The sequence below is a fragment of the Williamsia sp. 1138 genome (assembly GCF_002095435.2).
Lineage (GTDB): Bacteria > Actinomycetota > Actinomycetes > Mycobacteriales > Mycobacteriaceae > Williamsia.
Genome location: NZ_MJEJ02000050.1, coordinates 198,198 through 209,394, shown reverse-complemented (window position 1 = coordinate 209,394; position 11,197 = coordinate 198,198). Strand labels below are relative to the sequence as shown.

The following is an 11,197-nucleotide window of genomic DNA, read 5'->3' as shown; positions in this document are numbered from 1 at the left end:
GTCGTGGGCGTTTTGACCCGCTGTGTGCCTGGCCGGTACTGTTGTCGGTTGGTACGCGACCGCCTGAAATCGGTGTAGTCGAGGCCTGGGTCCCCACTGGTCGCCAGGAGCAACCTCTGCCGCATGCCCGACCAGCTCCATCCGATAAGACAGAGGATTATCTGTGCCTACTTACACCCCGAAGGCCGGTGACATCACCCGTACGTGGCATGTCATCGATGCCACCGACGTGGTGCTCGGCCGCCTCGCCGTGCAGAGCGCAACGCTCCTGCGCGGTAAGCACAAGCCGACCTACGCACCCCACATGGATGGCGGCGACTTCGTCGTCATCATCAACGCCGAGAAGGTTGCCGTCAGCGGAAACAAGCGCGACGACAAATTGCTCTACCGTCACTCCGGTCATCCGGGCGGCCTGAAGTCCCGCACTGTCGGAGAGACCATCGCGACGCATCCGGAGCGCCTCGTCGAGAAGGCGATCATCGGGATGCTCCCGAAGACCAAGCTCGGCAACGCCATGGCTTCCAAGCTCAAGGTGTACGCCGGCCCGAATCATCCCCACGTGGCTCAGCAGCCCGTCCCCTTCGAGATCACCCAGGTTGCCCAGTGACGGCGCCGGAGGAGCAGAACGTGTCCGATCAGCCTGACGTGGCCGCCGAAGAAGTCGTGGCCGAAGAAGTTGTCGCCGAGTTCGGTGCCGACGACTACTCGGTCGACGACAGCGTCGATGCAGAGCCTGCCGTCACCCGCGCACCGGTTGACTTCGATCGCCCGATCCAGACCGTCGGCCGCCGTAAAGAGGCTGTCGTCCGCGTCCGGATGTCTCCGGGTACCGGCGGGTTCACGCTCAACGGCCGCACCCTCGAGGAGTACTTCCCCAACAAGGTGCACCAGCAGCTGATCAAGGCCCCGTTTGTCACGGTGGAGCGCAGCGACACGTTCGACATCGCCGCAAAACTCCACGGTGGCGGACCTTCGGGTCAAGCGGGTGCCCTGCGGCTCGCCATCGCTCGCGCGTTGATCGAGGTCACTCCCGACGATCGTCCGGCCCTGAAAAAGGCCGGCTTCCTCACGCGTGACCCGCGTGCGGTGGAGCGCAAGAAGTACGGCCTGAAGAAGGCCCGTAAGGCTTCGCAGTACAGCAAGCGCTGATTTCTCTACAGGACCCGCGAGCACCAAGGCGGTCTTGGGCACAGGCAGGCGTTCAGGATTCACTGGACGCCTGCCTGTTGCGTTGAAGGACATACGAGGGTGCGGGTCGACCGGCTCGAACGCGTGAAGATCTCGAAGAAAGGGATGGTCGATGGGGCGACTGTTTGGAACCGATGGAGTCCGCGGCTTGGCCAACGCCGACCTGACGCCGGAGTTGGCGTTGTCGCTGGCCGAGGCCGCTGCCCGGGTACTCCCGGCGGGCGGTCATGATGGCCGCACGCGGCCGGTCGCCGTGGTCGGCCGCGACACGAGGGCGTCTGGTGAAATGCTGGAAGCCGCAGTATGCGCGGGGTTGACCGCTGCCGGTGTCGACGCCGTACGTGTCGGGGTCGTCCCGACGCCGGCCGTCGCCTACCTGACCGATTTCTATGACGCCGCGTTCGGCGTGATGATCTCCGCGTCCCACAATCCCATGCCCGACAACGGGATCAAGTTCTTCGCTGCGGGTGGTCACAAACTCTCCGATGCTGCAGAAGATGCGATCGAGGCGGCCGCGGGGGCTGCGGTCGTGCGACCGACCGGTGCCGCCGTCGGACGTGTTCGCGACGCCGCCGACGGCATCGACGCCTATCTCGATCACCTGTCCGGCATCGTCGACGTGAACCTCAAGCCCGTGACGGTGGTCGTCGATTGTGCCCACGGTGCGGCGTACACTGCGGCGCCGCGGGCTTACCGGAGTGCCGGCGCCACGGTCATCGCACTCAGTGCCGATCCCGATGGCGAGAACATCAATCTCAACTGTGGCTCAACACATTTGGACCAGGTGCGTGCCGCGGTGCTCGACTACGGAGCCGATCTCGGCCTGGCCCACGACGGTGACGCCGACCGGTGCCTGGCCGTCGATGCGACCGGTGCCGTCGTCGATGGCGACGCGATCATGGCAGTGCTCGCCAGTGCGATGAAGGATGCGGGCAGCCTCAAAGACGACACCCTGGTCGCAACCGTGATGAGCAACCTCGGTCTGCACTTGGCGATGACCGCTGCGGGAATCACCGTGCGCACCACCGCGGTCGGCGACCGTTACGTGCTCGAAGAACTGCGGGCAGGCGGCTTCTCCCTGGGCGGAGAACAATCGGGCCACGTGGTCATCCCGTCGCACGGCACCACCGGTGACGGCATCCTCACCGGTCTGGCCCTCATGGGCCGGATGGCAAGTAGTGGAAAGTCCTTGGCGGAACTGGCGTCGATCATGAACGCCCTGCCCCAGGTGCTGATCAACGTCCGCGTAGCGGACAAGAATGTGGTGGCAGCAGCTGGATCCGTACAAGCGGCCGTGACCGATGCGGAAACGGAACTGGGCGCGACGGGCCGTGTCCTGCTCCGTCCCTCTGGCACAGAGCAATTGGTGCGGGTGATGGTCGAGGCGGCGACCGCAGAGCAGGCGCAGTCGGTGGCCGCCAGGATTGCTGCGGCTGTCGAGGCCGCCTGAATTATCCACTCCCGCGGCGCATTCTGCCGTTTTGTTCGACTTATAACCGAACACTTTTCCGGTTCACCGACTGACCGGTGCCTGCGTTCGTTTCGAGCCGTAGGCGTCGGGGTGGTCAGCAATATCGCATTCGATGTCCGAGCGCTGCGGGTCCGGACGCACTGATGGTGGGGGACAGCGAGGAGGCGGACGGTGGCGCCTGCGGCGTGGTTTGCTGTTCGGGATCATTCTGGCCGGGGCATGGAACCGATTCGGCCGGCGCTGCGTCTGATCCATGGGAGGGCGAGATGACTGAGCAGACCAGGGTGGACCCGGACGCATTGCGAACACTGGGCAGTGTTTTCGGGCAGACAGCGTCATCCGTGCAGGTCGCCGCGACAGAGCTCGTGGACTGCGACTTCGGCGCGCACATGGGGAATCGGTACGGCACTCACGCGATGGACTACGCCGCGGGCATTCTCGCGGTGATCCAGTCGGTGACCGCACTCGTCGGCTCGTCCCGAACGTTCGGTGATGCGCTGACTGCGGCCGCAGACACTCTGGCTGGTCAGGACTCGTCGAACGCGGTCACGTTCGTCCGTGGCGATCCGGGTCGCGTCGATGGGTAGCGCGCCTGCGCCGGCGACGAGTGCCCTCGACGAGGAGCTCATGGCTGCGCGCGAGGTCGCCAGGGCGAGTGTGTGCTTCTTCGACAACGTTTCCCCGCTGGCCGGTCGGCTCGGGATCGACGGCTTCCCGTCATTCGACACGTTCATGTCGCGGTTCTCCGAGACGGAGGACGTCAACACCCATCGACTGCGTGCAGATGGACGGATCCTCCAGAGAGTCCACACCGCTGCCGCCGCCCAGGTGTCCTACCAGCACGAGCAGGATGCTCCCTTGGCCGACTGCTGGCCGGACGGGTCGGGAACCGCTGCTCGCCAACGGCTCTTGGCGCATCTGCCCCGGGCTGACGCGGACCTGACGTCGCTGGGGGAGCTCGCGACCGGATTGCTCGTGGCCGCCGACTGTATCGACATATCGCGGGTTGCCAAGTTCACCGCTATCGGATCCATCGATGCGAACATCCTGCTCGGTATGCCGATCAGTGCGTGGACCGACATCGTCGAATCGCTGGCCGCCGCTCCGCGAGAGGAATTACGCGCGGCCATCACCGCGGCGGTCAACCTGTTCACCTCGTCGGTCAACACCTGCGACAAGGCTGTGGAAGCCATCCTGTCTGGAGTCTGCACCGGCTTACAGGGCATCGACACCACCGAATATCCGTGCGGTCAGCCGAGCCCATGCGCTCCTGCCGACACCCCCGAACCCGCCGTTGGCGCAGGTCCGGTCTGCGCCGACAGCCCCGCCGTCACGGGCGGTCCCGGTGGACCCGGTGGGTCGGCCGGGCCGTCCTCTGGGGGCACGAGGGCTGAGTCGACGAGTGCACCGCTTCCGATTTCTGCTGCGCCGCCGCCTGATCCCCGTGCTGGGGCGGTGATCGCAGCAGGGTCGAGTTCTGCCGCAGGTCAATTCACTTCAGCCTCGGGGCCGGCCCCGGAGGGCGCCGAGCTCACCGGGCTCACCGGCCTCCTTGGCCCGCTTGTCGGAGCAGTCAGCGAGGCGGTGGCAGGGGCGGTGATCGGCGTCGTCGAGGCCGTGGTCTCAGTGCAATCCGAGGGTCATCCGGTGCAGGCAGTCGACGGGCCCGCGGGAGTTCCGCAGACCGTCGGGCCCCCGGACGTGTCGCCCCCGGCGTCGGGTGAGAAGACGTTCACACTCGAGCTCGGAGACGATGGCCGTTCTTTGAGCTTGACCGTCGGCGGGGGCGGAACGCCCCCCGACCACTCAGATGACGGCGCTGGCCCGGGTGACGACGGGTCGCCCGGGAGAGGGCCGCAAGAGTGCACGCAGGGGCCAGAACAGTCAGATCAACCCGTTTCTGTCGGCCCCGCCGAGGGCGCCGCGACCACTGAGCCAAGCGAGACGGATGAGCCAAGCGAGACGGAGAGTTCACCACTCGCGTCGGAGCCCGGAACCGAGGCCTGTCCGTCGCCAGCGGCGACGCCAGGAAACGCTTCCGGGGTGCCGACACCGATCCCACGCCCGGCGCGACTGCCGGAGCCGAGCACCCAGGTCGCGCCGCAGGCCACTGATCCACGCCCGCCCGCACCGGGCGACGAGGGTGTTCTCGCCTTGGCGGGTGATCAATGAGTATCGCGGATCTCTGTGATTCGATCGCCGAACGCGCACGGACAGAGACCGAGTCTGCGGTGTGCACCTACCGCGACCAACAGCGCGCCCTCCGAGAACGACTACGGATCGCGACCGAAAACGCCGATCATCGCCGCGGGAGTACCCGCGCAGCGATTGCGGCACGGGGTGCAATCCTGTTGCCTGCCGACGACATCGATCTCAGTCCGCACACACCGGGTCCCGGTGTGCCGGGTGTGGCCGGGGAGCCCGCGGCCGCAATGACGCCCCCAGTGGGCCCCTCCACCGTCGAAACGCGGCCGGTCCGCAGCAGCGATGACGAGCAGGACGGGACGATGAACTTCTCGTACTCGAGTGGCTGGCTCACCGATCGCTGAGCGGTCGGGGGGAGCTACTTCCGCAGCAGTCGGGTCAACGGATCGATCAGGTCTTCTGCCCCAGGCGGAAGCGCGTCGGGGTCGACGGTCAAGAGCTTGCCGAGGCCGGCGTCCGGATCGCTGAACGCGGCGTACTTGCTGTCCTCGGTGAGCTGGTGGAGCAGGAATCCGGTGAGCACGCCCCGGCTGATCTTCTGGGTCTTCCGGTCGTTGCCGCCGGCGCCGAGCTTGGACCGCACGCTGAAACCCTCGGCCAGACCCCGGTTCTCGGTCCGTGGTGCCATCCGGAGCACGGTGTCATCGGCGCCGAGGGCCCGTCGCAGGGCCAGTGCGTTGGACGTCATCGACTCGAGTTCGCCCGGTGCGACGACGATCAGGGCCGGCACTGTGACCTCACGGGCGGCAGGCAGGACTGCGCTGCTCGTCGGAGCCGGAAACAGTGCGGCAAGTGCTCTGGCTCGTTCGCTTCGGGCGGCGGCCAGTGTCGCGGCCGACGCGCCGAACCCGTGGCCGGCCAGACCCAGTCGATGTTTGTGCACGGTGATATCGCCTGCACCCAGTCGGACCTCACTGATCACCGACAACGTTGTCTCGAGGTCGGCGGCCAGCCCCTGATCGGACGCCAGCATGCCCTTTTCGGTGGTCGGAGCCGCGGCGACGATGCCCCACGACGCCAGGTGCGCCAGGGTCTTGTAGTACTGCTTGGCACCGGTGAGCCAGCCGTGGCCGAAGGCGATTCCCGGGAGGTCCTTTCCTTCGGCGGGGGCATAGAGGGTGCCGGGTAATCCGACGATCGCCATGTCGCCGCGCAGAACCTTGTGCGGTCCGGTCTTGGACAGCTGCGAAAGGAGCTTCTTGGGGTTGGCCACGATCTGACTCTAGGGGATCGTGCTTCCGACCGGCAGCACCCCTGGCCCGCTCACGGCTATTTTGACGGACCACGCCATTCACCGCGCATTCGGGGCGCGAACTTGGCAGAGTAATCCGCATGGATGCCAATGAGATCCGCAGTGCCTATCTCACCTTGATGACCGAACGCGGTCACACCGTGATTCCCCGCGCACCGCTTGTGCCCAAAGACGACCCGACCACGCTGTTCACGGGCAGCGGAATGCAGCCGCTGCTCAAGTATCTGCTCGGCGCCGAACATCCCGCGGGGAAGCGACTCGCGGACTCGCAGACGTGCCTGAGGTCGCAGGACATCGAAGAGGTGGGCGACAACCGGCACACCACGTTCTTCGAGATGCTCGGGAACTGGAGTCTCGGTGACTACTTCAAGAGTGAGCAGATTCCGCTGTTCTGGCATTTCCTCACCGAGATCGTCGGTCTCGACCCGAATCGCATCTACGTGACCGTGTTCTCGGGTGATCCCGAGAACGGGATCCCGCGGGACGACGAGAGTGCCGACATCTGGACCGAATTGTTCACCAAGGCGGGGGTTTCCGCCGACCGGGTGGTGTTGCTGACCGAAGAACACGGCAATGAGGTCGGCAACCAGGGAGCGCGGATCGCGTACTACAGCGACAAGAACTGGTGGTCGCGGTCCGGGGGACCGGAGACGATGCCGGTCGGCGATCCCGGTGGACCCGACAGCGAGGTCTTCTACTACTTCCCGCAGGTCGAGCACGACACCGCGTTCGGTCGGTACCCACATCAGAACTCCGACGGTGGGCAGTACATGGAGATCGGCAACTCGGTCTTCATGCAATACGCGAAGACAGTAGAGGGCTTCGCCGAGTTGCCCAAGCTCAACGTCGATTACGGCGGTGGCCTCGAACGGATCGCGGCCGCCTCCATCGACAGTCCTGATGTGTACCGGATCAGTCTGCTGTGGCCGATCGTGCAGAAGATCGAGGAATTGTCCGGGGTCGGGTACGACGACAACACCGTGGCGATGCGGGTCATCGCCGACCACATCCGTGGCGCGGTCTTCCTCGCGGTGGACGGCGTGGTGCCGTCGAACAAGGAACAGGGATACGTGATGCGCCGGCTGGTGCGCCGGGCGATCCGGTTCGCCCACCAACTCGGCGTCCAGGACAAACTGCTGACGCAGCTCGTGCCGGTGGTCGCGGATCTCTACACCGACGCATACCCAGAGGTCGCCGAGCGGCGCGAGAACGTGATCGAGGTACTGGAGAAAGAGGAGCGGTCGTTCCGCCGGACTCTTGGCAAGGGCCTGCGTGAACTCAAGCGGCTGGGCAAGACCGGTGAGACGGTGACCGGCAAGGATCTGTTCAAGTTGTCCGACACGTTCGGGTTCCCGGTCGAGTTGTCCGCCGAGGAAGCCGTGACCCGCGGGCTGCCGATGACCGTGAATTGGCGAGCGGAGTTCGATTCGGAGATCGAGGCGCAGCGTGCTCGTTCGCAAGCCTCGACGAAGCTCGGGGCCGCCGCCGACTGAGCCGGTGCTGCCGGCTCAACCCGGGCTGGCTCCGGGATCCGGATTGTCGGTCTGGTCGGGGGCGGTGGTGGGCGACTGGCTGCCGGACTCCGAGCCGAGGCCCTGCGGGTCGGCGACGCTCGCGAGCCGGATATCGAGATCGGTCTTCCACTCGGTGCGGACCTGCTGATCGAGTGCGGCGATCCGTTCCACCAGGGGTGGATGCTGGGCCTGCGGTGTGCTGGCCTGAAGCGTCAGCAGGAGCGCCCGCAGCCTGCGCTGGACCTGTGTCGAATTGGTGCTGAAATGCCGGATCTCATCGGTGGCGAGTGAAACGTAGTCGTTCCAGGTCCGTCGGTACCCGTGCACCCGTGACATCACTTCGAGGGTCCGGTCGGTGCGCACCCGCGGGGCCAGTAGGAGCAGCAGGTCTTCGAGGTGGTCGATGGCCTGGACGGCGCGGCCCGGGTCGTTGATGGCGGGAGACAAGGCCTTGAGGGCGACGTCCACGATGGCCTGCAGAGCCGCCGACGGACTGACCGCCGGCCGGTGGGCGTCGCCGAAACACATGGTCGCCAGGAGCTGCCGCTGCCTGATCTCGTTGAGATCGTCGGAGACCCCGTACACCGCGAACAACGGAGCCTCGTAGGCCACGAAGTCTCCGATGCGGGGCAAGACGTCGAGCTGCACGCCCCAACGCGTTCCGAGGCGCTGCAACTGCGGCAAATTGATCGCCACGAGTACGCGCCCCTTGCTCGGGAGCCGTCGCAGCCGCACGAGCGTCATCGGGGCGCCGGGGTCCGTGGTTCCGTACGACGGGGACGGCGCTGCGACGGCTGCGGCGGCCGGATCCGAGGACGCGTCGATGAACGTCCGCTTGATCGTCTTGTGCCCTTCGTCGGCGATCCAGCGGAGCAACCTGGTGGAGTTCAGGATTCGGCCGACTTTGCTGACGAGCACGACGAACATGATCGCGCTCGCGAAGGCGAGGAACAGCGCAAAAGCGCCCGATGCGATCGGCGCGCGGTTGTCGTCGGATGCCATGTCAGACGCCACGATCAGTGAATAGACGAAGGTCGCCAGAAACAGCCCGTTGGACCACCGCATGATCGGGTCCTGTTGCAGGACAGGAACCACCCTCACCGAGACCTGGGTCGCACCGAACTGCATCGCCAGCGTCGTGGCGGTGAAGACCAGACCGGTCAGGGTGATCATCCCACCCGCGATGGCGCTGAGCAGGGTGGCCATGGTGCCCGTGTCGACGGCGTCGGCCGCCGTCGCGTTGTCGATGGCGCCGAAGACCCCCGTCATCACCACGGCGAGGAAGATCAGCATCACGGGCAGTCGCCAGATCCGTACAGAGCCCAGCCGGCGTTTGGTACGGCGCCACCGCACCCGGTCGGCGATGAGTCTGCCGAGATCGGCGACCACCCGCATCGCTGCGGCTACTCCCTGGTGGTTGCGAGTTTGATCATCTGACCGGGGGTGGCGTTGGGAAGATAGGCGCGGGTGAGAGCCACCCCGATGCGCGGTAGGTCACCCTCGTCCCGGAAGCACATGTAGACCGGTTCGTAGCGGGGCTGGAACTTCATCTTGAACGCGTGCAGCGACCGGAAGCCGTAGAAGGGCTCCATTGCGGCGCCCATCATGTCGAGCATCCGGTCCATCGCCACGACCTCGCTGGTATCGTCCTCCGCTCGTGCAAGCGGTGCGCCCGACAGCGAGAGGATCTCGGCGCCTTCGGCTTTGAACGCGAGGGCCGAACTGGCGATGAGGAACTCGATACACGGCCGGAAGCCGTCGTCGCGGCGTCGCATCACGTCGAGGGTCCAGCCGCGCATGGTGTCACCGCCACCGAAGACCGGCAGCCACGACAACACTCCGTGCACCGACCCGGTGTCGTCGATGGCCAGGGCAACCCGGACCTCGGGATCCAACGCCTCTTCGACACTGCCGAGTGTGAACCCCATCTCAGGCAGTCCCTTGTCGCCGACCCATTCCTCGGAGATCGCCCGCACCTGGGCCACCACTGCGAAGGGCTCGTCTTTCAGGGTCGTCAGTTTGAAGGTGATGCCCTCTTTCTTCGCCCGGTTGAGAGCCGATCGGATGTCCTGCCAGGGCTTTCCTTTGAAGGCCAGCGTCGGCAGGTCGATGATCGTGTCCTCGGCGATCTGCAGGGTTCGCCAACCCATGTCGCGGGCGATGGAGGCGGTGGCCTCACTGACGGAGAACCAGCATGGGATACGAGCACTGTTCTCGGCCATGTCGGTGAACTCCCGGATGGTCTCCTCGAGTTTTTCGGGTGCGCAGACGGGATCGGCCAACGCGAGCACGGTCCCGGCGGGACGCTGGTAACCGATCACACCTTCACCGTCCTTGGTGAACGCGTACTGGTTGTTCTCCCAGGTGATCATCCAGCTCATGGTGCTGCCGCCGTACTTCTTGAGTAGGCTGCGTACCTGTTCTGCGGGGTTCGACCCGCCCATACCTGCCATGGCTTTCCGGCTGTTCAACGGGACCATGAACGCATAGCGACCGCCGAACAGCAGGGTCAGCTCCACGATCCACAGCAGCCCGGTACCGACGGTGACGGCGCCCTTGCCCTCGAAACTCGAGGTGATCACGGCAATGAGGACCAGGACCAGCAGGGCGATGTACAGCAGACCGTAGACGACGGTGACCCACCAGGCCCATTTACGGCCTCGGCGGAGCTGGTCGGCGATGAGCAACACGATCAGGACGCTGACTATCGAACCCCAGCTGAGGCTGTCGTTCGAGTCGGTCGGCCCGAACGGCCCGTCGCCTGGGAACACCGCGACCGCGATGTTGACCACTGCGATCAAGACCAGGCCGATGAAGCTGATCATCCGGATTTCTTGGCGGGTACGAGGCATGACGCCGGACTCGCTCTTGCTGAAGAACCGCTCGCCGATGATCAGCATGACCACCACCGCGATCAGGTGGGTCACGTCCGCCAGCTTGCCTTCGAACAGGAACGAGATGGCCACGTAGGCAAGGAGAACGGCCCGGACCCGTAGACGCCACGGCGACTTGAGCGTGGCGCTTGCTGCGGCGATCGCGGCGACGATGGCGGTGGTGACGCCCACGTCGCGGACCTCGGCGAGGTGATCGACCCAGGCCCAGCTCGTCGGGCGGAAGATCGCGATGAACGCGATGGCACCGAGCACACCGATGAGCTGTCCCGCGATGGTGACGATCGCGACCCTGACCGTGCCCAGGAGCCACTCACTCCAACCCACGAAGACCGCGAACAGAAGAGTGATGAAGAGGTAGCTGAGCGGGCTGGACTTGAACAACATGCCCGACAGGGGCGTCCACCATTTGCTCTCGGTCAGGGGTGGGTAGCCGTACGCGATGTCGTTGAACCAGCTCTTGTCGCCGACCGTCTCCCACAGGGCACCGGTGATGATGCCGATGACGATGATCGCCACGACGACGGTGGTCGTGAACGGCACCTTGCGTGCGGTCCAGCTGATGGCACCGAACACCTTCGCGACGGGCGATGGGGCCGCCGCCGGCTCGGACGGGGGTGCCTCGCTGGGGGTGTCGGTCGTGCTCATCGGCGCCTTTCGGTGGTTGCCGGACGTG

10 protein-coding genes are annotated in these 11,197 nt (G+C 65.8%); 7 read left to right on the top strand and 3 right to left on the bottom strand.

The annotated features are described in order from the left end of the window. Positions 1–163: 163 nt before the first annotated feature. The 6 genes from rplM (at position 164) to BH683_RS21830 (ending at position 5,208) form a co-directional block, all read left to right on the top strand. Entirely contained in the window at positions 164–607 is a 444-nt protein-coding gene (gene rplM / locus BH683_RS21855; RefSeq protein WP_084838382.1) for a 50S ribosomal protein L13, read from the top strand. Further along, positions 604–1,149: a 30S ribosomal protein S9 gene (rpsI, locus tag BH683_RS21850; protein WP_084838381.1), complete on the top strand. Its 546-nt coding sequence runs from the start codon at positions 604–606 to the stop codon at positions 1,147–1,149. Before rplM ends, rpsI begins: the two co-directional genes overlap by 4 nt. A gap of 151 nt (positions 1,150–1,300) precedes the next feature. Beyond that, positions 1,301–2,638, top strand: a complete 1,338-nt coding sequence (gene glmM, locus BH683_RS21845) for a phosphoglucosamine mutase (protein ID WP_084838380.1) — start codon at positions 1,301–1,303, stop codon at positions 2,636–2,638. A gap of 287 nt (positions 2,639–2,925) precedes the next feature. Next, positions 2,926–3,246 (top strand): type VII secretion target, encoded by a 321-nt coding sequence (locus BH683_RS21840; RefSeq protein ID WP_168187096.1) that lies wholly within the window; start codon positions 2,926–2,928, stop codon positions 3,244–3,246. Further along, a complete protein-coding gene (locus tag BH683_RS21835; protein WP_084838378.1) occupies positions 3,218–4,831 on the top strand; it encodes a hypothetical protein in 1,614 nt (537 codons plus the stop codon). The genes BH683_RS21840 and BH683_RS21835 overlap by 29 nt, the downstream gene beginning before the upstream one ends. Then, positions 4,828–5,208 carry a hypothetical protein gene (locus BH683_RS21830; RefSeq protein ID WP_084838377.1) on the top strand — a complete coding sequence of 127 codons (381 nt, stop codon included), beginning with the start codon at positions 4,828–4,830 and terminating at the stop codon, positions 5,206–5,208. Before BH683_RS21835 ends, BH683_RS21830 begins: the two co-directional genes overlap by 4 nt. Positions 5,209–5,222: 14 nt before the next feature. On the opposite strand, the gene BH683_RS21825 is transcribed toward BH683_RS21830, so the two are convergent. Continuing rightward, the gene (locus BH683_RS21825) at positions 5,223–6,077 is read right to left on the bottom strand and encodes a hypothetical protein (protein ID WP_094647648.1); all 855 of its coding nucleotides are present in this window, start codon (positions 6,075–6,077) and stop codon (positions 5,223–5,225) included. Positions 6,078–6,196: 119 nt separating this feature from the next. Here BH683_RS21825 and BH683_RS21820 point away from each other — a divergent pair, with 119 nt between their 5' ends. Then, complete coding sequence (locus BH683_RS21820) at positions 6,197–7,609, top strand: alanine--tRNA ligase-related protein (protein WP_084838375.1); 1,413 nt, start codon at positions 6,197–6,199, stop codon at positions 7,607–7,609. Positions 7,610–7,624: 15 nt separating this feature from the next. On the opposite strand, the gene BH683_RS21815 is transcribed toward BH683_RS21820, so the two are convergent. Both BH683_RS21815 and BH683_RS21810 read right to left on the bottom strand, forming a co-directional pair. After that, on the bottom strand, positions 7,625–9,025 hold the full coding sequence (locus BH683_RS21815; RefSeq protein WP_084838374.1) for a DUF2254 family protein: 1,401 nt from the start codon (positions 9,023–9,025) through the stop codon (positions 7,625–7,627). An 8-nt stretch (positions 9,026–9,033) separates the two neighbouring features. Next, positions 9,034–11,169, bottom strand: a complete 2,136-nt coding sequence (locus BH683_RS21810; RefSeq protein ID WP_084838373.1) for a DUF2156 domain-containing protein — start codon at positions 11,167–11,169, stop codon at positions 9,034–9,036. Positions 11,170–11,197 lie beyond the last annotated feature (28 nt).